Source organism: Rhodococcus antarcticus, from assembly GCF_026153295.1.
Taxonomy (GTDB): Bacteria; Actinomycetota; Actinomycetes; order Mycobacteriales; family Mycobacteriaceae; genus Rhodococcus_D; species Rhodococcus_D antarcticus.
Window position 1 is genome coordinate 1,477,621 of the sequence record NZ_CP110615.1, and the last position, 22,021, is coordinate 1,499,641.

A 22,021-nucleotide genomic window follows, 5' to 3' on the forward strand; every position below is an offset into this window, starting at 1 on the left:
TGAGGAGAACACCGTGACGGTTCGTGTAGGCGTGAACGGCTTCGGCCGCATCGGTCGCAACTTCTACCGCGCGGTGGAGGCCCAGCGCGCGGCCGGCACCACGGACATCGAGATCGTGGCGGTCAACGACCTCACGTCCATCACGACGCTGGCGCACCTGCTCAAGTACGACTCCATCCTCGGGCGCCTCCCGCAGGACGTGTCGGTCGAGGGCGACGAGATCGTGGTGGGGGACAAGCGGATCAAGGCTCTCGCCATCAAGGAGGGCCCCGCCGCGCTGCCGTGGGGCGACCTCGGCGTGGACGTCGTCATCGAGTCCACCGGGATCTTCACCGACGCCGCCAAGGCCCGGGGCCACCTGGACGCGGGGGCCAAGAAGGTCATCGTCTCCGCGCCGGCCAAGGGCGAGGACCTCACGGTCGTCATGGGCGTCAACCACGGCGAGTACGACGGCAGCCAGGACATCATCTCCAACGCCTCCTGCACCACCAACTGCCTCGGACCCATGGCCAAGGTGCTCGACGAGGCCTTCGGCATCCAGCGCGGGCTCATGACCACGATCCACGCCTACACCCAGGACCAGAACCTGCAGGACGGCCCCCACTCGGACCTGCGGCGTGCCCGGGCCGCCGCCCTCAACGTGGTGCCCACCTCCACCGGTGCGGCCAAGGCCATCTCGCTCGTGCTGCCCCAGCTCAAGGGCAAGCTCGACGGGTACGCCCTGCGGGTCCCCGTGCCGACCGGCTCCGCCACCGACCTCACGGTCACGGTGAAGGCGCCCACCACGGCGGAGGCCGTCAACGCCGCGTTCAAGGCGGCCGCCGAGGGGGAGCTCAAGGGCTTCCTCCGGTACACCGAGGACCCCATCGTCTCCTCCGACATCGTCACCGACCCGGCCTCCTGCATCTTCGACTCGGGCCTGACCAAGGTCATCGAGGACCAGGTCAAGATCGTCGGCTGGTACGACAACGAGTGGGGCTACTCCAACCGCCTCGTCGACCTGACCGGCCTGATCGGCTCCAAGCTCTGATGAAGGGCCTCTCCGACCTGGTCTCCGGCGGGCTCGCGGGCCGGTCCGTGCTGGTCCGGTCCGACCTCAACGTGCCCCTGGAGGCCGGTGAGATCACCGACGCCGGCCGCATCGAGGCCTCGGTCCCGACCCTGCGCGCACTGGCCGAGGCCGGCGCCCGGGTGGTCGTCACCGCCCACCTCGGGCGTCCCGGGGGCCAGCCGGACCTCGAGCACAGCCTGGGTCCGGTCGCCGCGCGGCTCGCGAGCCTGCTCGGCCGTGAGGTCCAGCTGGCGCAGGACGTGGTGGGCTCCTCCGCCGCGACCCTGGCGGCCGCGCTGACCGACGGCGACGTGCTGCTGCTGGAGAACGTGCGGTTCGACCCACGGGAGACGAGCGGGGACGACGCCGAGCGCGGGGCGCTGGCCGACGCGCTGGTGGCGCTGGTGTCCTCGGCGGGCACCGACCCGGCCTTCGTCTCCGACGGGTTCGGGGTGGTGCACCGCAAGCAGGCCTCCGTGTACGACGTGGCCACCCGGCTGCCCGCCTACGCCGGCGGGCTCGTCGAGGCCGAGACCGAGGTGCTGCGCAGGCTCACCGACGATCCGGTCCGCCCCTACGCGGTGGTGCTCGGCGGCTCCAAGGTCAGCGACAAGATCGGCGTCATCGAGGCCCTGGCCCCGAAGGTCGACGGCCTGTTCATCGGTGGCGGCATGTGCTTCACCTTCCTGGCCGCCCAGGGCCACGGCGTGGGCGACTCCCTGCTGCAGCCGGAGATGCTCGACACCTGCCGCGACCTGCTCAGCCGCTTCGGCGACAAGATCTACCTGCCCGTGGACGTGGTCGTGGCGGAGGCGTTCGCCCCCGACGCGCCCATCCGGACGGTGCCCGCGAACGAGATCCCCGACGGGTGGAAGGGCCTCGACATAGGCCCCGCCACCGTCGAGCGCTTCGCCCAGGGTCTGGGCCAGGCCCGCACGATCTTCTGGAACGGGCCCATGGGCGTGTTCGAGATGGCGGCCTTCGCCGGTGGGACCCGCGGGGTGGCCGAGGCCATCGCGAAGGTCACCGAGGACGAGGGCGCGTTCAGCGTCGTCGGAGGCGGCGACTCCGCGGCGGCCGTGCGGTCGCTGGAGATCGGCGAGGAGCGGTTCTCGCACATCTCGACCGGTGGCGGCGCGTCCCTGGAGCAGCTCGAGGGCGCGGTGCTCCCGGGGCTCGCGGTCCTGGAGAACGGGGCGGTCTCCTGATGGCCCGCACCCCGCTCATCGCCGGCAACTGGAAGATGAACCTCAACCACCTCGAGGCCATCGCGCTCGTCCAGAAGATCGCGTTCTCGCTGCCCGCCAAGTACTTCGAGAAGGTCGACGTCACGGTGGTGCCGCCGTTCACCGACCTGCGCAGCGTGCAGACGCTGGTGGACGGGGACAAGCTCCTGCTCACCTACGGGGCGCAGGACGTCTCGCCGCACGTCTCCGGTGCGCACACCGGGGACATCAGCGGCGCCATGCTCGCCAAGCTCGGGTGCAGCTACGTGGTCGTCGGGCACTCCGAGCGGCGCAGCGACCACCACGAGGACGACGCGCTGGTCGCGGCCAAGACCGCGGCCGCGCTCGCGCACGGGATCACGCCCATCGTCTGCGTCGGCGAACCGCTGGAGGTCCGCGAGGCGGGCACCCACGTGGCCCACACCGTCGACCAGCTGACAGGCTCCCTGGCGGGGCTCACCGCCGTTCAGGTCGCCCAGGTCGTCGTGGCCTATGAACCGGTCTGGGCCATCGGCACGGGTCGCGTCGCCACGCCCGCCGATGCCCAGGAGGTCTGCGGCGCGCTGCGGGCTGCGCTCGTCGAGCTCGGGGGAGCGGCAGCGGGCAGCACCGTCCGGGTGCTCTACGGCGGTTCGGTGAGCTCGAAGAACGTCGCCGAGATCGTCGGCCAGACCGATGTCGACGGCGCCCTCGTGGGCGGGGCCAGCCTCAAGGCCGACGAGTTCGCCACCCTGTGCGCCATCGCGGCCGGGGGCCCGCTCCCGTGACGCGCCTGTCCTAGCTCCACACCGACTCCGGGCCGGGCTGCACCAGCACCCGGCCCGGAGGCACTACCCTGGCCTGGTCTGCTCCGGAGAACCCGTGGCGGGCGGACCACACCGGAAGGCTGTCATGCAACTGTTCCTGCAGATCCTGCTCATCGTGATGAGCCTGGCGCTGATCCTGCTCATCCTGCTGCACCGCGGCAAGGGTGGCGGTCTGTCCACGCTCTTCGGTGGTGGGGTGCAGTCGAACCTCTCCGGCTCCAGCGTCGTCGAGAAGAACCTCGACCGGTTGACCCTCTTCGCGGGCGTCATCTGGATCGTGTGCATCGTCGGCATCGGTCTGCTCATCAAGGTCGGCTGATGAGCAGCTCGATCCGCGGCAGCCGCATCGGGGCCGGACCCATGGGGGAGAACGAGCGCGGCGAGTCCGCCCCGCGCCAGCGCGTGCCCTACTTCTGCGCCAACGGCCACCGGTCCACCCCTGCCTTCGCGCACGACGCCGAGCTCCCCGCCGAGTGGGACTGCCCGCGCTGCGGCCTTCCCGCCGGCCAGGACGAGAGCGCTCCGCCGCCCGCCAGCCGGGTGGCGCCGTACAAGACCCACCTGGCCTACGTGCAGGAACGGCGCAGCGACGCCGACGGCGAGGCCCTGCTCGAGGAGGCCCTGGCCAAGCTGAAGGAGCGTCGGGGCCGCTAGGCCTGGGACCGGCACGGCCCGCCTCCGCGCTCCGCCGTCGAGGCGGAGGGCCGGGGACGGTTCGGTCAGGAAGGGGCCAGCCCGCCGGCCGCGGCGGTGTCCAGCACCCAGATCGTGCTCTCCAGACCCCGTGCGCCGGCGGCGGGCAGGTCGACCTCGGCCGCGCCGGAGAGCGCACGGTGCACGGCCTCGGCCTTGCCGGCTCCGGCGACGCACAGCCACACGTGGGCGGCGGCGCGCACGGTGGGCAGGGTCATGCTGATCCGGGTCGGGGGCGGCTTGGGACAGTCACGCACGGCGACCACGGTCAGCTGCTGCTCGTGCACGGCGGGCGAGTCGGGGAACACCGAGGCGACGTGGCCCTCGGGACCGATGCCCAGCAGCAGCACGTCGAAGCGGGGGACCGTGCCGTCGGGGCTGCGATCGGCGAGCGTGCGCGCGTACGCCGCGGCCGCCGCGTCCGGGTCGTCGCCCAGCGGTCCGTCGCTCGGGGCCATGGCGAACACGCGGGACGGATCGACCGGCACGTGGTCGAGCAGCGCCGCGCGGGCCTGGGTCTCGTTGCGCGCGGGGTCACCGCCCGGCAGGTACCGCTCGTCACCCCAGTACACGTCGACCCGGCTCCAGTCCACGGCGTCGCGGCCCGGCGAGCGGCGCAGCTGCTCGAGCACCGCCGTCCCCGTGCCACCGCCGGTGACCACGAACGAGGCGGACCCGCGGGCGGCCTGGGCGTCCACGAGAGCGGTGAGCACGCGCGCGGCGAGCGCGGCGGCCAGCAGCTCGGGGTCGGGGTGGACCACGACGCGGGGGTCCGTGCTCACCGGGACGCCCTCTGCGGGGTCTTGGCCGCGGCGCGGGACTTCTTCACCAGGGCCAGCCCCCCCAGGGCCCGGGCGTAGACCTCGTCGGGGTCCAGCCGCCGCAGCTCCTCGGCGAGGCAGTCGCGCACCTGTCGCCGGGCCAGGGCCACGGAGCGGTCGGGCTGACCGGGTTGGGTGAGCACCGCGGTGGTTCCCTCCGGCCGCACCAGCACGACGGGGCCGGAGCGGCGGTCGAGCTCGACGGACACGATGCCCTCGCCACCCCGCACCCGCTTCACCGGCACGTCCATGTTGGCCGCCAGCCACCCGGCGAGCAGATCGCTCGACGGGGACGCCGCGGCGCCGGTCACCGTGGCACCGGTGACGGGCTCGAACGGCGGCTGGTCCAGCGCCGAGGCGAGCAGCGCCCGCCACGGGGTCAGGCGGCTCCACGCCAGGTCGGTGTCCCCGTCGGCGTAGCTCGCGTGACGCTGGGCGAGGGCCTTGGTCGGGTGCGCCGAGGACGAGGCGTCGGTGATGCGGCGGTTCGCGAGCATCCCGATGGGGTCCTTGGAGGGCACCGCGGGCGGCTCGCCCGGCCACCACGCCACCACCGGCGTGTCGGGCAGCAGGAAGGGCACCACCACGCTCTCCGCGTGGTCGGCGAGCGGGCCGTAGAGCCGCAGCACCACCACCTCGGAGGCACCGGCGTCCCCGCCGACTCGGATCTGCGCGTCCAGGCGGGCCACGGCCTTCCGGGCGCCGCGGGCGAGCACGATCACGCGGCAGGGGTGCTCGTGGCTGGCCTCGTTGGCCGCGAGGATGGCCTCCTCGGTGTCGGCACCGTCGTCGGTGGTGATGACCAGGGTCAGCACCCGACCGGTGGTGACCGCGCCCCCGCTCTCGCGCAGGTCCACCATCCGCTTGTTCACGCTGCTCGTCGTGGTCGACGGCATGTCGATGATCATGGTCGCGCTCCTCGCGCTCGGGCGATCATGGTCGCGCTCCTCGCGCTCGGGCGATCATGGTCGCGCTCCTCGCGCTCGGGCGATCATGGTCGTCTCCAGGTGCGGCTGGTGCGGGCCATCATGTCGTCGGCGGAGCGCGGGCCCCACGTGCCGGCGGGGTAGGGGTCCGGGGAGCCCTCGGTGGCCCAGTGCTCGATGACCGGGTCGAGGATCTTCCAGGAGAGCTCCACCTCGGCGTTCACCGGGAACAGCGAGGGTTCACCGAGCAGCACGTCGAGGATCAACCGCTCGTAGGCCTCCGGCGAGCTCTCGGTGAAGGCCTGGCCGTAGCTGAAGTCCATGTTCACGTCGCGCACCTCCATCCCGCTGCCGGGGACCTTCGATCCGAAGCGCAAGGTGATGCCCTCATCGGGCTGCACCCGCACCACCAGCGCGTTCTGGCCGAGCTCCTCGGTCATCGTGGAGTCGAAGGGCAGGTGCGGAGCCCGTTTGAACACCACCGCCACCTCGGTGACGCGGCGTCCCAGCCGCTTGCCGGTGCGGAGGTAGAACGGCACCCCGGCCCAGCGGCGGGTGTCGACCTCGAGGGTGATCGCGGCGTAGGTCTCGGTGGTGGAGTCATGGGCGAACCCGTCCTCCTCGAGCAGCCCGACCACCTGGGTCCCGCCCTGCCACCCGCCGGCGTACTGCCCGCGGGCGGTGGTCTCGTCCAGCGGCTGCGCGAGCCGGGTGGCCGAGAGGACCTTCACCTTCTCGGCCTGCAGCTCGCTGGGCTGGAAGCTGACCGGCTCCTCCATCGCGATGAAGGCGAGCAGCTGCAGCAGGTGGTTCTGGATGACGTCGCGCGCGGCGCCGATACCGTCGTAGTACCCCGCACGCCCGCCGAGACCGATGTCCTCGGCCATGGTGATCTGCACGTGGTCGACGTAGTGGGCGTTCCAGATGGGGTCGAAGAGCTGGTTGGCGAACCGCAGCGCCAGGATGTTCTGGACGGTCTCCTTGCCCAGGTAGTGGTCGATGCGGAACACCGCGTCCTCGGGGAAGACCTCGTTGACGACCGCGTTCAGCGCCCGCGCGCTCTGCAGGTCGTGGCCGAAGGGCTTCTCGATGACCACCCGGCGCCACGACCCGTCGCTGGAGGTGGCGAGCCCGGAGCGGGCCAGCTGCTGGCACACCGAGGGGAACGCGTTCGGCGGCACGGAGAGGTAGAAGGCGTGGTTGCCGCCCGTGCCGCGCACCCGGTCGAGGTCGGCCAGGGTCGCGGCGAGGGTGTCGAAGGCCTTGTCGTCGTCGAAGGTGCCCTGCACGAAGCGGAAGCCCTCGGCGAGGGAGTCCCAGACGTCCTGGCGGAACGGCGTGCGCGAGTGCGCCTTGACCGCGTCGTGCACGACCTGGCCGAAGTCCTGGTCGGCCCAGTCGCGCCGGGCGAACCCGACGAGGGCGAAGCCGGGGGGCAGCAGGCCACGGGCGGCCAGGTCGTACACGGCGGGCATGAGCTTCTTGCGGGCGAGGTCGCCGGTGACCCCGAAGATCACCAGGGCGGACGGTCCCGCGATGCGCGGCAGGCGCTTGTCGCGGGCGTCGCGCAGCGGGTTCGTCCAGCCCTCGGGTGCGGTCACCGGCGGTCGCCTCAGGCCTCGCCGGCGGCGGAGCCGGTCACGGCGTCGAGCTGGCCCTGCACGGTGTCCAGGAGCTCCGTCCAGGAGACCTCGAACTTGGCGACCCCCTCGTTCTCCAGGGTCACGAACACGTCCGGGATGTCCACACCCGCGGCGGAGATCGCGTCGAAGACCTCCTGGGCGACGGCGGAGGTGTCGCTGACGGTGTCGCCGGTGACCTCGCCGTGGTCGGCGAAGGCGTCCATCGTCTTCTCCGGCATGGTGTTCACCGTGTTGGGGCCGACCAGCCCGGAGACGTAGAGCGTGTCCGGCAGGGACGGGTCCTTGACACCGGTGGAGGCCCAGAGCGGGCGCTGGGGAACCGCACCGGCGGCCGCGAGCGCCTGCCAGCGCGGTCCGACCTGGAAGACCTGCTCGTAGGCGCCGTAGGCCAGGCGCGCGTTGGCCAGCCCGGCCTTGCTCTTCAGCGCCATGGCCTCCGGCGTGCCGATGGCGGTGAGGCGCTTGTCCACCTCGGTGTCGACCCGGGAGACGAAGAACGACCCCACGCTGGCGATGGCGGAGAGGTCGTGGCCGTTGGCCCGGGCCTGGTCCAGCCCGTCCAGGTAGGCGTCCATCACCTCGCGGTAGCGCGCCACCGAGAAGATCAGCGTCACGTTGACGCTGATGCCCCTGGCGATCGTCGCGGTGATGGCCGGCAGCCCCGCCTTGGTGGCGGGGATCTTGATCAGCGCGTTCGGCCGGTCGACGGTCTCCCACAGCTCGACGGCCTGCGCCGCGGTCTTCTCGGTCTCGTGGGCCAGGCGCGGGTCCACCTCGATGGAGACGCGGCCGTCCTTGCCGCCCGTGGCCGTGTGCACGTCGGCGAACACGTCGCAGGCGTTGCGGACGTCGTCGGTGGTCAGCGCCCGCACGGCCACCTCGACGTCGGCCCCGGCCGCCACGAGCTCGCGCACCTGGGCGTCGTAGGCCTGGCCCTTGGCGAGGGCGCCGGCGAAGATCGTCGGGTTGGTGGTGACCCCGACGACGCTCTTCGTGGCGATCAGCTCGGCGAGGTTGCCCGAGTCGAGCCGCTCGCGGGAGAGGTCGTCCAGCCACACGGACACCCCGGCAGCGCTCAGCGCCTCCAGGTTCACGTTCTGCTCGCTCATGTCTTCATGCCTCCAGTCGGGCCAGCGAGCGCTGCGCGGCAGCGACGACGGCCTCATCGGTGATCCCGAACTCGCGGTACAGGGTCTTGTAGTCGGCCGAGGCGCCGTAGTGCTCCAGGGACACGACCTCGCCGTCGGTCCCGGTGAACCGGTGCCAGCTCATCGCGATCCCCGCCTCGACGGCCACCCGGGCCCGCACGGTGGGGGGGAGCACGGTGTCGCGGTAGCTCGCCGGCTGGGCGTCGAACCACTCGACGCACGGCATGGACACCACGCGGGTGCCGATGCCCTGGGCCTCGAGCTGCTCGCGGGCGGCCACGGCGATCTGCAGCTCCGAGCCCGTGCCGATCAGCACCACCTGCAGCGGACCGGCCGCGGCGTCGGCCAGCACGTAGCCGCCCCTGGCCACGCCCTCGGCGGAGGTGCCCTCGAGGATCGGCAGGTCCTGGCGGGTCAGCGCGAGACCAGCCGGACCCTCGGGCTGCTCCAGGATCGTCTTCCACGCCGCCGCGGTCTCGTTGGCGTCGCCGGGGCGCACCACGTCGAGGCCGGGGATGGCGCGCAGCGCGGTGAGGTGCTCGACGGGCTGGTGGGTGGGGCCGTCCTCGCCCAGGCCGATGGAGTCGTGGGTCCAGACGTAGACCACCGAGGACTTCATCAGCGCGGCCAGCCGCACGGCCGGGCGCATGTAGTCGCTGAACACGAGGAACGTGCCGCCGTAGGGGCGGGTGGGCCCGTGCAGCGCGATGCCGTTGAGGATGGCCCCCATGGCGTGCTCACGGACGCCGAAGTGCAGCGTGCGGCCGTAGGGGTTGGCCGCCCAGGTGTCGGTGGAGATGCTCACCGGTCCGAAGGAGTCCGCACCCTTGATGGTCGTGTTGTTGGAGCCGGCGAGGTCGGCCGATCCGCCCCAGAGCTCGGGCAGCACGGGGCCGAGGGCGGCCAGGACCGCCTCCGACGCCTTGCGGGTGGCCACGCCCTTGTCGCCGGGCGACCAGGTGGGCAGCGTGTCGGCGTAGCCCGTCGGCAGGGTGCGGCCCAGCACGCGGTCCAGCAGCGTCTTGCGCTCGGGCTCGCGGGCCGCCCAGGCCTCGAAGCGGGGGTTCCACCGCTCGCGCAGCTCGCGTCCGCGGTCCTTGACCCCGCGGACGTGGGCGAGGACCTCGTCGCTGACCTCGAAGGTCTGCTCCGGGTCGAAGCCCAGCGCCTTCTTGACCCCGGCCACCTCGTCGTCGCCGAGCGCGGATCCGTGCACGGCTCCACTGTTCATCTTGGTGGGCGCGGGGTAGCCGATGATGGTGCGCAGCAGGATGAGCGAGGGCTTGCCGGTCTCTGCCTTGGCCGCCAGCAGCGCCTTCTCGATGGCCGCGACGTCCTCGCCCCCCTCGACGACCTGCACGTGCCAGCCGTAGGCCTCGTAGCGCTTCGCCACGTCCTCGCTGAGTGCGATGTCGGTGTCGTCCTCGATGGAGATCTTGTTGTCGTCGTAGACCAGCACGAGGTTGCCCAGCTGCTGGTGCCCGGCGATGGAGGACGCCTCGGAGGTCACGCCCTCCTCGATGTCGCCGTCGGAGGCGATGACGAAGACGTGGTGGTCGAAGGGGCTCTCGCCGGGCGCGGCATCGGGGTCGAACAGGCCGCGCTCGCGGCGGGCGGCCATGGCCATGCCCACGGCGGAGGCGAGGCCCTGGCCCAGCGGGCCGGTGGTGATCTCGATGCCCGGGGTGTGCCGGTGCTCGGGGTGGCCCGGCGTCTTGCTGCCCCAGGTGCGCAGGGCCTTGAGGTCGTCGAGCTCCAGGCCGTAGCCGGCCATGTAGAGCTGGATGTACAGCGTGAGGCTCGAGTGCCCGCAGGAGAGCACGAAGCGGTCGCGTCCGAGCCAGTCCTGGTCGGAGGGATCGTGGCGCATGACGCGCTGGAAGAGTGTGTAGGCCAGCGGCGCGAGGCTCATGGCGGTGCCCGGGTGGCCGTTGCCGACCTTCTGCACGGCGTCGGCGGCGAGCACGCGGGCGGTGTCCACGGCGCGGGTGTCGAGGTCCGTCCAGCCCTCGGGGTGGCGGGCGGTGGTGAGGGAGGCGATGTCGTCTGTGACCGGCACGGCGCAGGAGCTCCTGACGTGGTTGCAGGGGCGGCCCGGGGGAGGGAGCTCTGCGCCGAGTGCAGGTGCGCGGTCGGCGGGGACCCGGCCTCAGGTAGCCCGTTGGTTGACGATGCGGATCGATCAAGACTCTAGTGGTGCGCACGGTCGCTGACGATCCCGGGAACCCGTGTGGCCGAGGACACGGCGGACCGGTCCGGGGGCGGGTCCGGGGGGAACGGCGTCTACTATCGGCTGTCGGAGTCAGGACGGTGGCGGACGAGGAGTCGTGGTGCGGGCAGCGGAGCAGGTCGGCCACGGCGCCGGGGGTCAGGGCGCCGGACGGCAGGGCGGTCGGGGAGCCGGTGTGGACGAACGCACCGGCAGGGCGTCGCGGGGCACGCTCTCGGAGCGCCGCGAGGGATCGGTGCTCGGCGCTCGTCTCGGCGCCTACGTCTCCCTGACCAAGCCCCGCGTCATCGAGCTGCTGCTGGTCACCACCATCCCCGCGATGCTGCTGGCGCAGCGCGGAACGGTCGCCCCGCTGCTCATCCTCACCACCCTCGTCGGCGGTTGGATGGCGGCCGCCAGCGCCAACACGCTGAACTGCGTGGCGGACGCGGACATCGACGCCGTGATGAAGCGGACCGCGTCGCGCCCGCTGGCCCGCCACGCCGTGCCCACCCGGAACGCGCTCGTCTTCGGCGTGGCCCTGGGTGTGGCGTCGTTCGCCTGGCTGTGGGTCACGGCCAACCTGCTCTCCGGCCTCCTCGCCGTCGCCACGATCCTGTTCTACGTCTTCGTCTACACCCTCGTGCTCAAGCGCCGCACCGCGCAGAACGTGGTGTGGGGCGGAGCGGCGGGGTGCATGCCCGTGGTCATCGGCTGGTCGGCGGTCACCGGGTCGGTCGGCTGGCCCGCGATCGCCATGTTCGGGATCATCTTCTTCTGGACCCCGCCCCACACGTGGGCGCTGGCCATGCGCTTCAAGGACGACTACGAGCGCGCCGGCGTGCCCATGCTCCCGGTGATCAAGACGCCGGTAGAGGTCACCCGGCGGATCCTCGCCTACACCGTCGGCATGATCATCGTCAGCCTGAGCCTGCTGTTCGCCACCGGCTGGTTGTACGCCGTGGTGGCGCTCGGTGCGGGCGCCTGGTTCCTCACCATGGCGGTGCGGCTGCACCTGGCCACCCGCTCCGGTGCGGTGACCAACCCCATGCGGTTGTTCCACCTGTCGAACACGTACCTGTCGCTGCTGTTCGTCGGCCTCGCCGTCGACTCCGTGCTCGGCCTGCCCGTCCTGCTCTGACCGGCTGTCGCAGGGGCCACGAACGGCTGTCGCAGGGGCCACGTGGAACCTCGTGGTCACTCGTGCCGGTGGTGCCACGCTCACGTGGAACCTCGTGGTCACTCGTGCCGGTGGTGCCACGCTCATGTGGAACCTCGTGGCCCCCAGCGACTGGCGGCGGCGGGGGTCAGGGGAGCAGCACGACGGAGCCCGTGGTCTCGCGGGCCTGCAGGGCGGTGTGCGCGGCCGCAGCCTCGGCCAGCGGGAAGCTCGCCCCCACGCGCAGCCGCAGCGACCCGTCCGCCACCGCGGCCAGCACGTCGTCCGCCCGCCGGTGCAGCTCCTCGGGCGTGCGGACGTGGTGGACCAGCGTCGGCCGCGTGAGGAACACCGATCCCGCGCCGTTGAGCCGTTGCGGGTCGAACGGCGGCACCGGTCCGCTGGCCGCACCGAACAGGGCCAGCGTCCCGCGCACCCGCAGCGAGGCCAGGCTCGACTCGAAGGTGCTCGCCCCCACCCCGTCGTACACCGCGGCCACGCCCTCGCCGTCGGTGAGCTCGCGCACCCGTGCGGCCACGTCGTCGGTGTAGCGCAGCACCACGGCCGCGCCCGCAGCGCGCGAGAGCTCCGCCTTGGCGTCGCTGGAGACGGTGGTGACCACCCGCGCCCCGCGGGCCACGGCCAGCTGGGTCAGCACCAGACCGGTGCCGCCCGCGCCGGCGTGCACGAGGACGGTGTCCCCGGGCTGGACCGCGTAGGTCGACGTGAGCAGGTAGTGCGCCGTGAGGCCCTGCAGCAGCACCGAGGCCGCCTCTGCGTCGGACACACCGTCCGGGACCGCCACCGCCTGCGTGGAGTCGACGACCACGAGCTCGGCGTAGCTGGCGGGGGCCGTGGCCCACGCCACCCGGGTCCCGACCAGCGCGGGGTCCGCGCCGGCACCGACCGAGCGGACCACGCCCGCCCCCTCCGAACCTGGCACGAAGGGCAGCGGCAGGGGGTACTGGCCGCTGCGCTGGTAGGTGTCGATGAAGTTGACCCCGCTGGCCGCGACCGCGACGAGCAGCTGGCCCGGGCCGGGCGAGGGGTCGTCCAGCTCGGTGGGGACGAGGACCTCGGGACCGCCGGTGACGGTGACCTGGATGGCGTGCACACCGCCATCCTGCACCCCCGCTACCCTCTCGCCATGAGCGAGGAGAGCACGCCGTCCGTCACCGCCCCCGCCCGCGCCGTCGCCGCGGTGGACCGTTTCGTCGCCGCGCACGGGGAGGCGGCCAGCGCCGTCGTGGAGGGTGTCAGCTGCGACAAGGTGCGGATCACCCTGGTCGGTGCCGACGGCAACCTCGGTGACGTGATCGTGCGGGACGCGGCCACGGCGGCGGCGGTGGTGGAGGCGTCCACGGCCACCGGGGCGGAGTGGGACCGGGAGCTGTCGGGATCGGTCACCCTCACCCGGGCCAACCGGGCGCGGATGGCCGGCGGGCGTGCCCGCTGACGTCGTCCTCGCGAGCTGTGCGGCGCTGCCGTGCGGGGATGGTGGTGACGACGACCTGGTGGACGCCCTGCTCGAGCGGGGGCTGGCGGTGCGCTGGGCGCCGTGGGACGCGCCGGGGACGGGCTCGGCCGGGCTCGTGGTGCTGCGGGCCACGTGGGACTACCCCCGGCGGTGCGCCGAGTTCCTGGCCTGGGTCGACGGGGTAGAGCACCTCGCGAACCCCGCGGCGGCGGTTCGGTGGAGCGCCCACAAGCGCTACCTGCTGGACCTCGCCGCCGACGGCGTCCCGGTGCTCCCCACGGCGGTCTTCGCCCCCGGTGCCGACGTGGTGCTGCCGGACGGTGAGGTGGTGGTCAAGCCGGCCGTGGGGGCCGGCTCCCACGGTGCCGCCCGGTTCACCGAGCCCGCCGCTGCGCTGGCCCACGCCCGCACGCTGCACGCCCGGGGTCACGACGTCGTGGTCCAGCCCTTCGAGCCCAGCGTGGACACGGCGGGGGAGACGGCGATGGTGCTGGTCCGGGGCCGGCCCTCGCACGCCTTCCACAAGGGCGCGATGCTGCCCGCACCGGGAGCGGCGGCCGTGGCCGTGGACGGCTCGGGGTTGTTCACCACCGAGCGGCTCGGCCCGCTGGAACCACCTGCGGCCGCCTGGGCCGTGGCGGAGCTCGCCGTGGCCGCGGCCGCCCGACGCATCGGGCTGGACCCCGCCGACCTGCTCTACGCGCGGGTGGACGTGCTCGGTGCCCAGCCCAGGGTGCTGGAGGTCGAGCTGGTCGAGCCCTCGCTGGGCTGGCGGCAGGTGCCGGACGCTCAACGGGCGGCGGCGCTGTCCCGGTTCGTCGACGCCGTGGTGGAGCTGCTCGCGTCCAGGGGCTGACGGGTGTGCGCCCACACGGCGGCCGACGCGGCGGTGACGGCAGCGGCCCCCGCGACGTGCAGCGAGACCAGCGCCTCCGGCACCCCGGTGTAGTACTGGACGATCCCCACGACGGCCTGTGCCAGCACCACACCGACGACCACCCACGTCCGCCGCACGAGCACGGCCGGTGCACCGACCACCCGAAGGCTGAACAGCAGTCCGACGAGCAGGGCGACGTAGGCGACCAGCAGGTCACCGTGCACCTGGGTGAGGGCGGGGATGGACACGGCGGTGAGCCTGTCCACGTCCGTCGAGCCCGAGTGCGGACCGGCCGCGGTGACGAGCGTCCCGGCGGTGAGCAGCAGCGCCAGCACGCCGGTGGCGACGACGAGCAACCCCCGCAGCGGCGACGGCACCGCGACCACCACGTCCACGTCGTCCGGACGTGCGATGCCCACGTGCAGCTGCACGGCGAGCCAGACCAGCACCATCGAGACGAGGAAGTGCGGGGCGACGGTCCACCACTGCAGCCCGGTGAGCACGGTGATCCCACCCAGCACCGCCTGGACGACGGTGCCCAGCGGCAGGGCCCACGCGTAGCGCCGCAGCTCGGTGCGCCGCCCGGCCCGCAGCACGACGAGCACGGCGGCGATGGCGGCCAGCACCACGACGTAGGTGAGCAGCCGGTTGCCGAACTCGATGGCCTGGTGCCACGCCGGAACCTCGGTGCCGCCGACCGGGACCAGGCTGCCCGCGAAGCAGCTCGGCCACGTGGGGCAGCCCAGGCCGGATCCGGTGACCCGGACGACGCCACCGGTGACCGCGATGAGGGCCTGGGTGAGGGCGGCGATCCAGGTGACCCTGCGCTGGGTCGCGACGGACGGTGCGGGGAACCGGCGCAGGACCGGGGAGAGCACGCGGGAGATCACCTGCTCAGGGTAGGTCGGCTCAGGTGAACTTGAAGGTCCGGGTGGCCACCGCCGCGGCCACCGCACCCCAGACCAGCAGGACCACGAGCGCGGTGAGATCGACGCCACCACCGAGCGCGGTGCGCAGCGCCTCGGTCAGCGCGCCGGAGGGCAGCAGCCTCGCGAACGCCTCGGTCCCCCCGGGCAGCCGGTCCAGGGGCACGACGACACCACCGAGACCGAGCAGCACGAACCAGATGATGTTGGCCAGGGCCAGCACGACCTCGGCCTTGAGGGCCCCGCCCAGCAGCAGGCCCAGGGCGCCGAAGCAGAAGGTGCCCACCACGAGGGCGACGGCCCCCAGCGCGAGCCCGGCCACGTCCGGGCGCCAGCCCAGCGCGAGCCCGATGGCCCCGAGGACGACGGCCTGCAGGGCGACCACGGCCACCACGGCCACGGTCTTCCCGGCGAGCACGCCCCACCGGGGCAGGGCGGTGGCGCCGAGTCGCTTGAGCGCGCCGTAGCGCCGGTCGAAGCCGACGGCGATGGCCTGCCCGGTGAATGCGGTGGACATCACCGCGAGGGCCATGATCCCGGGCACCACGGAGTCGATCCGGGGCGAGGGCAGGGCCACCACGTCCAGCTCGGTGAGCCCGATGAGCAGGGTGATGGGGATGAGCAGGGTGATGAGCAGCTGCTCGCCGTTGCGCAGCAGCAGGGTGAGCTCGAGCCGGCTCTGCGCGGCGAGCATGCGGCTCGGGCGTGCGGGCTCAGGGTCGGGGGAGAAGGTGCCGGCCGGGAACCGGCCGGTCGACGACGAGCCGGTCACGAGCGCATCTCCCGTCCGGTGAGCTCGAGGAACACGTCCTCGAGGCTTCGCTGGGCCACCCGCAGGTCCGCGGCCATCACGTCGAGCCGAGCGCACCACGAGGTCACCGTGGCGAGCACCTGCGGGTTGATGACCCCCTCGACGAGGTACGCCCCGGGGGTGGTCTCGGTGCTGGCGTAGCCCTCGGGCAGCACGGCCCGCAGCAGGTCCAGGTCGAGCCCGCTGGGGGCGGAGAAGCGCAGCTGCTGCTCGGCGCCGGCCCGGGTGAGCTCGGCGGGACTGCCCGCGGCCACCACCCGTCCGCCGTCGACGATGACCACCTGGTCGGCCAGCTGCTCGGCCTCGTCCATGAGGTGCGTGGTGAGCAGCACGGTCACCCCGTCGCGGCGCAGTCCCTGCACGAGGTCCCAGACGAGCAGGCGCGCCTGGGCGTCCATGCCGGCGGTGGGCTCGTCGAGGAACACGAGCTCGGGCCGGTTGACCAGTGCGCAGGCGAGCGAGAGCCGCTGCTGCTGGCCCCCGGAGAGCCTCCGGTAGGGGGTGCGGACAGCCTCGGTGAGCCCCAGGGTGCTCAGCAGCCAGTCGGGGTCCAGGGGGCGGGCGGAGTAGGAGGCGACCAGGCGCAGCATCTCGCCGGCCCGGGCGGCGGGGTACGCGCCGCCACCCTGCAGCATGACGCCGATGCGGGGACGCAGCTGCGCGGACTGCGCCACCGGGTCGAGCCCGAGCACGCGCACCGATCCGCTGTCCGGGCCGGTGAACCCCTCGCACATCTCGACGGTGGTGGTCTTGCCGGCGCCGTTGGGACCGAGCAGCGCGAGGACGCTGCCGCGCTCCAGGTCCAGGTCGAGCCCGTCCACCGCGCGGGTGCTGCCGAAGGTCTTCACGACGTCGCGCAGCTGGACGGCCCCGGGGTGCACGTGCCCGTGCCGCGCGGGGGCGCCGGCGGCGGCGGACGGAGGGGTGCTCACGAGGGGTCAGGGTAGGCGGCAGGACCGGGGTCCCGCTCTGCCGGGCGCCGCAACCGGGGCACGACGGTGCCGAGCTGCTCGCGCCAGGGCAGCTGCCGCTGGACGAGCAGGACGGCGACGGCCGCCGCGGCGACGGCCGCCAGGGCCGCCTGGAGGATGACGAACGGTGGGAACTCGGCGCCGTTCGGCATGAGCAGCAGCGCGATCACGGCGGAGACGGACACCGCGGCCCGCCGGTACGCCGGGGCCGAGGCCCACGCCGCGAGGGGGATGGCCGCCCACAGCAGGTACCAGGGGTGCACCACGGGGAACAGGACCACGATCGCGCCGAGGGCGATGCCGAGCCCGCCCACCGGGTGCAGCCGTCCGGACCGGACGGCCAGCAGCATGCGCAGCCCGATCGCGGCCGAGACGAGCGCCCCGATGGCTCGGGTGAGCGTCAGCACCGCCGACGTGTGGTCACCCAGCCCCAGCAGCACTCCCCCGCTGCCGGCCAGCAGCCCGGCCAGGGTGGACAGCGACATCCAGCTGCGCACGGCGTTGGCGGTGCCGAGCGTGCCGGTCCAGCCGAAACCCAGCCCGCTCGCCTCGCTGACGGCGACGAAGACCACCGCGGTGACGGCGCCCAGCAGCACCCCGGCCTGCACCACCGCCCGGAGCCCCCCGCCCCAGCGGCGGGCCAGGGCCATGCCGAGGAAGCCCAACGCGACGATCGTGGGGACCTTCACGGCCGCCGACAGCACCACCAGGCCGGACCCGCCGAGCAGGAGGGCGAGCGGCGCTCCCGCGAGGGCGCCGGAGTCGTCGATCCCGCGCAGCGCGAGCTCGACCCCGGCGAGCATCAAGCCGATCATGAGTGCTTCGTTGTGCACCCCGGAGACGAGGTGGAACAGCACCAGGGGGTTCAGCGCGCCGAGCCACAGCGCCGCCACCGGGGTCACGCCGCAGCGCCGGGCCAGCCGGGGCAGGGCCCACACGACGAGCGCGAGACCGACCAGCGCCACGAGCCGGTGCAGGAACACCCCGAGCAGGACGTCGTCGCCCGCGACCCGGGCGATCCCCCGGCCGATCCAGAGGAAGAACGGTCCGTAGGGGGCGGGGGTGTCGCGCCAGATCGTCGGCACGGTGCGGGTGAGCACGTTGTCGACACCGAGGGCCTGCGCCGGACCCAGCGCGTACGGGTCCAGCCCGCGGGCGGCGATCTCGCTCTGCGCCAGGTAGGAGTAGACGTCCTTGCTGAACATCGGCGGGGCCACCACGAGGGGCAGCGCCCACAGCATCAGCGTGCGGTCGAGCTGGCGCCGGCTCATCCGGCGCGGTGCGTCCCGGCGGACGAAGCGCCCCACCACCAGCCACGCCAGCACCACCATGATCATCCCGGTCATCACGACGGCGAGAGCGGTGCTGGGCATCCGGGCGGGCAGGCCCAGCACGCGCACGCCCTGCAGCGGGTTCTGCAGCACCGGGTTCGCACCGGCGCCGAGCGAACCCAGTGCCATCAGCAGCGAGCCGGTCGCACCGAAGCGCCGGGCGGTGCGCAGCTGCGCGGTCTCCGCGGCGGTCAGACCCGCCACGTCCTGCTCGGTGTCGTGCAGCGCCGAGATGCTGGCCCCGGGGGCACCGCGCCCGAGCCCGGTGGGGGCGACCCGGTCCCCGCCCGACCCGCGGCGCCCGAGCCCGCGGGTCGACGGTGCGCTGGGGCGGGTCACCGGGCGAGGGTAGCCGCGCTCGGCGGCTCCCCGTCGGGGCGCGGGCGAGCCCGCCCGGGGAGCACCGGTGGCGCCTGCCGAGTATTTGCGACACACTCGTGTTGTGGAAACCAGTCGCTCCGACGCTGCAGCGCCCCCCGGCGCCGAGCAGCACACCCGCCACGCGGTGGCGCGCGTGCTGCTCGAGGACGGACCGGTGACCGCCACCGACGTGGCCGATCGTCTCGGCGTGAGCCCGGCCGGGGTCCGCAGGCACCTCGAGGCGCTCCTCGCCGCCGCGGAGGCCACCAGCGCCGTGGCGCCGGTCCGTGGTCCCCGGGGTCGCGGCCGACCGGCGCGGGGCTGGATGCTCACCGCCGCCGGCCGTTCCCGCTTCGGCCACGCCTACGACGACCTCGCGGTGGCGGCCCTGCGCCAGCTCCGCGAGCTCGGTGGCGAGGCGGCCGTCGAGGAGTTCGCCCGGCGCCGGGTGGCTGCGGTCACGGCAGGCATCGAGCCGGCAGGTCCGCGGCGCGCGGACCGCCAGCGGGTGTCCGACCACCTCGCGCGGGCGCTCACCGGGGCTGGCTACGCTGCCTCCACCCGCCAGGTCGGCACCGGCGTCCAGCTCTGCCAGCACCACTGCCCCGTCGCTCACGTCGCCGCGGAGTTCCCGCAGCTGTGCGAGGCCGAGCGCACTGCCTTCGCCGACCTGCTGGGCACCCACGTCCAGCGCCTGGCGACCATCGCCAACGGTGATCCCGTCTGCACCACCCACGTCCCGGACGGCCCGGCGCCGCCGGGACCGCCCGAGGCAGGAACAGCGGGCGCCACCCGGCGTTCCACCCAGAGAGCCACCACCCCGTACCACCCGGTTCGCAACGCCCTCCGGAAGGAGCTCGCATGACCATCACGCCCGAGAAGCTCACCCAGGACGAGGCCATCGCCTCGCTCGGCCAGTACGAGTACGGCTGGTCCGACTCCGACGTGGCGGGCGCGAGCGCCAAGCGAGGGATCAGCGAGGCGGTCGTCCGCGACATCTCGCAGAAGAAGAGCGAGCCCGAGTGGATGCTCGAGAAGCGTCTCAAGGCGCTCAGCACCTTCTTCCGCAAGCCCATGCCGTCCTGGGGCTCGGACCTGTCGGGGATCGACTTCGACAACATCAAGTACTTCGTGCGCAGCTCGGAGAAGCAGGCCACCACGTGGGACGACCTCCCGGCCGACATCAAGAACACCTACGACAGGCTCGGCATCCCCGAGGCGGAGAAGCAGCGCCTGGTCTCCGGCGTGGCCGCCCAGTACGAGTCGGAGGTGGTGTACCACTCCATCCGCGAGGACCTCGAGGCCCAGGGCGTGCTGTTCCTGGACACCGACACCGCGCTCAAGGAGCACCCGGACCTGTTCCGTGAGTACTTCGGGTCGGTCATCCCGGCCGGCGACAACAAGTTCTCCGCGCTGAACGCGGCCACCTGGTCCGGCGGGTCGTTCATCTACGTGCCGAAGAACGTGCACGTCGACATCCCGCTGCAGGCGTACTTCCGCATCAACACCGAGAACATGGGCCAGTTCGAGCGGACCCTGATCATCGTCGACGAGGGTGCCTACGTGCACTACGTCGAGGGCTGCACCGCGCCGATCTACAAGTCCGACTCGCTGCACTCCGCCGTCGTGGAGATCATCGTCAAGAAGGGTGGTCGCTGCCGATACACGACCATCCAGAACTGGTCGAACAACGTCTACAACCTCGTCACCAAGCGCGCCAAGGCCGAGGAGGGCGCGACGATGGAGTGGATCGACGGCAACATCGGCTCCAAGGTGACGATGAAGTACCCGGCCGTGTGGATGACCGGTGAGCACGCCCACGGCGAGGTGCTCTCCATCGCGTTCGCCGGCGAGGGCCAGCACCAGGACGCGGGCGCGAAGATGCTGCACCTGGCGCCGCACACCACCTCGACCATCGTGAGCAAGTCCGTCGCCCGGGGCGGTGGCCGCACGTCCTACCGCGGCCTCGTCCAGGTCAACAAGGGTGCGCACGGCTCGAAGTCGACGGTCAAGTGCGACGCGCTGCTGGTCGACCAGATCAGCCGCAGCGACACCTACCCGTACGTGGACGTCCGCGAGGACGACGTGTCCATGGGCCACGAGGCCACCGTCTCGAAGGTCAGCGACGACCAGCTGTTCTACCTGATGAGCCGCGGCCTCACCGAGGACGAGGCCATGGCCATGATCGTGCGTGGGTTCATCGAGCCCATCGCCCGCGAGCTGCCCATGGAGTACGCCCTCGAGCTGAACCGCCTGATCGAGCTGCAGATGGAAGGGGCCGTGGGCTGAGCATGAGCACCCCCACACCTGCTCTGGCGTCCACCGACGCCGTCGCACACACCTCGATCCCGGCCGGCACCTCCGCGGTGCCCGCCGCCAGCCGGGGCGACGCGTTCGCCTCCTTCGACGTCGAGGCCTTCGAGGTCCCGACGTCGAAGGACGAGGCGTGGCGCTTCACCCCGCTGCGCCGCCTCCGCGGCCTGCACGACGGTTCCGCCCCGGCCACGGGCACGCTCACCGTGGACGTGGTCGCTCCCGAGGGCATCACGGTCGAGACCGTGGGTCGCGACGACCCGCGGCTCGGTGCTGCCGGCACCCCGGTCGACCGGGTGGCCGCCCAGGCCTGGACGTCCTTCACCGACGCCACCGTCATCTCCGTCGGCCAGTCCAGCGAGATCTCCGAGCCCGTCATGATCACGATGACCGGGCCGGGCGTGGGGCTCACCGCCTACGGCCACACCCAGGTGCGGCTCGCGGCGTTCGCCTCCGCGGTCGTCGTGCTCGACCAGCGTGGCTCGGGCACCGTGGCCGAGAACGTCGAGCTCGTCATCGGCGACGGGGCTCGCCTCACCATCGTCACCGTGCAGGACTGGGCGGCCGACGCCGTCCACGTCGCGGCGCACCACGCCCTCGTCGGTCGCGACGGGGTGCTCCGGCACACCGCGGTGAGCATCGGTGGTGACCTCGTGCGGCTGAGCCCCACGGTGCGCTACGCCGGTCCGGGTGGTGACGCCGAGCTGCTGGGCGTGTACTTCGCCGACGCCGGGCAGCACCTGGAGCAGCGGTTGTTCGTGGACCACTCGGAGCCGCACTGCCGTAGCAACGTCATGTACAAGGGCGCGCTGCAGGGGCTCTCCGACGAGGGCAAGGTCGATCGGGACGTGCCCGACGCCCACACGGTGTGGATCGGGGACGTGCTCATCCGGGCCGCCGCCGAGGGCACGGAGACCTACGAGATGAACCGCAACCTCGTGCTCACCGATGGCGCGCGGGCCGACTCGGTCCCCAACCTCGAGATCGAGACGGGCGAGATCGTCTCGGCCGGCCACGCCAGCGCCACCGGGCGCTTCGACGACGAGCAGCTGTTCTACCTGCGCGCCCGTGGCATCACCGAGGAGCAGGCGAGGCGCCTGGTCGTTCGCGGCTTCTTCCACGAGGTGCTGGCCAAGATCGCCGTGGTCGAGGTGCGCGAGCGCCTCGAGCACGCCATCGAGGCCGAGCTCGCCGCCGTCGGCGTCTGACGTCCCTGCCCCGCCCGACCCACTGGACCACCGAGAGCACGCCGGTCCCCCCGAACACGCTTGGA

At 72.9% G+C, this 22,021-nt stretch carries 21 protein-coding genes; 11 read left to right on the forward strand and 10 right to left on the reverse strand.

The features are described from left to right. Positions 1-13: 13 nt before the first annotated feature. From gap to RHODO2019_RS07080, 5 genes are all read left to right on the forward strand, one after another. Entirely contained in the window at positions 14-1,030 is a 1,017-nt protein-coding gene (gene gap, locus RHODO2019_RS07060) for a type I glyceraldehyde-3-phosphate dehydrogenase (RefSeq protein WP_265384268.1), read from the forward strand. Beyond that, positions 1,030-2,259, forward strand: coding sequence for a phosphoglycerate kinase (locus tag RHODO2019_RS07065; protein WP_265384269.1), 1,230 nt, complete (start codon positions 1,030-1,032; stop codon positions 2,257-2,259). Before gap ends, RHODO2019_RS07065 begins: the two co-directional genes overlap by 1 nt. Next, positions 2,259-3,044, forward strand: a complete 786-nt coding sequence (gene tpiA / locus RHODO2019_RS07070) for a triose-phosphate isomerase (RefSeq protein WP_265384270.1) — start codon at positions 2,259-2,261, stop codon at positions 3,042-3,044. Before RHODO2019_RS07065 ends, tpiA begins: the two co-directional genes overlap by 1 nt. Before the next feature lie 124 nt (positions 3,045-3,168). Beyond that, entirely contained in the window at positions 3,169-3,402 is a 234-nt protein-coding gene (gene secG, locus RHODO2019_RS07075; protein ID WP_265384271.1) for a preprotein translocase subunit SecG, read from the forward strand. Beyond that, on the forward strand, positions 3,402-3,737 hold the full coding sequence (locus RHODO2019_RS07080) for an RNA polymerase-binding protein RbpA (protein ID WP_265384272.1): 336 nt from the start codon (positions 3,402-3,404) through the stop codon (positions 3,735-3,737). Before secG ends, RHODO2019_RS07080 begins: the two co-directional genes overlap by 1 nt. A gap of 65 nt (positions 3,738-3,802) precedes the next feature. Here RHODO2019_RS07080 and pgl read toward each other — a convergent pair whose 3' ends face one another. The 5 genes from pgl to tkt form a co-directional block, all read right to left on the reverse strand. Beyond that, on the reverse strand, positions 3,803-4,558 hold the full coding sequence (gene pgl, locus RHODO2019_RS07085) for a 6-phosphogluconolactonase (protein ID WP_265384273.1): 756 nt from the start codon (positions 4,556-4,558) through the stop codon (positions 3,803-3,805). Beyond that, positions 4,555-5,505 (reverse strand): glucose-6-phosphate dehydrogenase assembly protein OpcA, encoded by a 951-nt coding sequence (opcA, locus tag RHODO2019_RS07090; RefSeq protein ID WP_265384274.1) that lies wholly within the window; start codon positions 5,503-5,505, stop codon positions 4,555-4,557. The genes pgl and opcA overlap by 4 nt, the downstream gene beginning before the upstream one ends. A gap of 83 nt (positions 5,506-5,588) precedes the next feature. Continuing rightward, positions 5,589-7,124 (reverse strand): glucose-6-phosphate dehydrogenase, encoded by a 1,536-nt coding sequence (zwf, locus tag RHODO2019_RS07095; RefSeq protein ID WP_265384275.1) that lies wholly within the window; start codon positions 7,122-7,124, stop codon positions 5,589-5,591. 11 nt (positions 7,125-7,135) lie between these two features. Continuing rightward, on the reverse strand, positions 7,136-8,275 hold the full coding sequence (tal, locus tag RHODO2019_RS07100; protein WP_265384276.1) for a transaldolase: 1,140 nt from the start codon (positions 8,273-8,275) through the stop codon (positions 7,136-7,138). Between the two features lie 4 nt (positions 8,276-8,279). Further along, the gene (gene tkt / locus RHODO2019_RS07105) at positions 8,280-10,373 is read right to left on the reverse strand and encodes a transketolase (RefSeq protein WP_265384277.1); all 2,094 of its coding nucleotides are present in this window, start codon (positions 10,371-10,373) and stop codon (positions 8,280-8,282) included. A gap of 406 nt (positions 10,374-10,779) precedes the next feature. On the opposite strand from tkt, the gene RHODO2019_RS07110 reads away from it, so the two are divergent. Next, a complete protein-coding gene (locus RHODO2019_RS07110; protein WP_265384664.1) occupies positions 10,780-11,664 on the forward strand; it encodes a heme o synthase in 885 nt (294 codons plus the stop codon). A 166-nt stretch (positions 11,665-11,830) separates the two neighbouring features. On the opposite strand, the gene RHODO2019_RS07115 is transcribed toward RHODO2019_RS07110, so the two are convergent. Further along, positions 11,831-12,796: a quinone oxidoreductase family protein gene (locus RHODO2019_RS07115; RefSeq protein ID WP_265384278.1), complete on the reverse strand. Its 966-nt coding sequence runs from the start codon at positions 12,794-12,796 to the stop codon at positions 11,831-11,833. 33 nt (positions 12,797-12,829) lie between these two features. Between RHODO2019_RS07115 and RHODO2019_RS07120 the strand changes: the two genes are divergently transcribed. Both RHODO2019_RS07120 and RHODO2019_RS07125 read left to right on the forward strand, forming a co-directional pair. Beyond that, positions 12,830-13,138, forward strand: a complete 309-nt coding sequence (locus tag RHODO2019_RS07120) for a hypothetical protein (protein WP_265384279.1) — start codon at positions 12,830-12,832, stop codon at positions 13,136-13,138. Continuing rightward, positions 13,128-14,015 carry an ATP-grasp domain-containing protein gene (locus RHODO2019_RS07125; protein ID WP_265384280.1) on the forward strand — a complete coding sequence of 296 codons (888 nt, stop codon included), beginning with the start codon at positions 13,128-13,130 and terminating at the stop codon, positions 14,013-14,015. Before RHODO2019_RS07120 ends, RHODO2019_RS07125 begins: the two co-directional genes overlap by 11 nt. Here the strand turns inward: RHODO2019_RS07125 and RHODO2019_RS07130 are convergent. The 4 genes from RHODO2019_RS07130 to mptB are packed head-to-tail and all read right to left on the reverse strand — an operon-like array spanning position 13,949 to position 18,309. Further along, positions 13,949-14,926 carry a COX15/CtaA family protein gene (locus tag RHODO2019_RS07130; protein ID WP_265384281.1) on the reverse strand — a complete coding sequence of 326 codons (978 nt, stop codon included), beginning with the start codon at positions 14,924-14,926 and terminating at the stop codon, positions 13,949-13,951. The two genes, RHODO2019_RS07125 and RHODO2019_RS07130, sit on opposite strands and share 67 nt — an antisense overlap. A gap of 19 nt (positions 14,927-14,945) precedes the next feature. Further along, positions 14,946-15,734, reverse strand: coding sequence for an ABC transporter permease (locus RHODO2019_RS07135; protein ID WP_265384282.1), 789 nt, complete (start codon positions 15,732-15,734; stop codon positions 14,946-14,948). After that, positions 15,731-16,654 (reverse strand): ABC transporter ATP-binding protein, encoded by a 924-nt coding sequence (locus tag RHODO2019_RS07140; protein WP_265384665.1) that lies wholly within the window; start codon positions 16,652-16,654, stop codon positions 15,731-15,733. The genes RHODO2019_RS07135 and RHODO2019_RS07140 overlap by 4 nt, the downstream gene beginning before the upstream one ends. 47 nt (positions 16,655-16,701) lie before the next feature. Further along, entirely contained in the window at positions 16,702-18,309 is a 1,608-nt protein-coding gene (mptB, locus tag RHODO2019_RS07145; protein ID WP_494338168.1) for a polyprenol phosphomannose-dependent alpha 1,6 mannosyltransferase MptB, read from the reverse strand. A gap of 208 nt (positions 18,310-18,517) precedes the next feature. On the opposite strand from mptB, the gene RHODO2019_RS07150 reads away from it, so the two are divergent. From RHODO2019_RS07150 to sufD, 3 genes are read left to right on the forward strand one after another with little or no spacing between them, the layout of a single operon-like run. After that, entirely contained in the window at positions 18,518-19,300 is a 783-nt protein-coding gene (locus RHODO2019_RS07150; protein ID WP_265384283.1) for a helix-turn-helix transcriptional regulator, read from the forward strand. Continuing rightward, positions 19,297-20,724: a Fe-S cluster assembly protein SufB gene (gene sufB, locus RHODO2019_RS07155; RefSeq protein ID WP_265384284.1), complete on the forward strand. Its 1,428-nt coding sequence runs from the start codon at positions 19,297-19,299 to the stop codon at positions 20,722-20,724. Before RHODO2019_RS07150 ends, sufB begins: the two co-directional genes overlap by 4 nt. Positions 20,725-20,726: 2 nt before the next feature. Further along, entirely contained in the window at positions 20,727-21,956 is a 1,230-nt protein-coding gene (gene sufD, locus RHODO2019_RS07160; protein WP_265384285.1) for a Fe-S cluster assembly protein SufD, read from the forward strand. Positions 21,957-22,021: the final 65 nt, after the last annotated feature.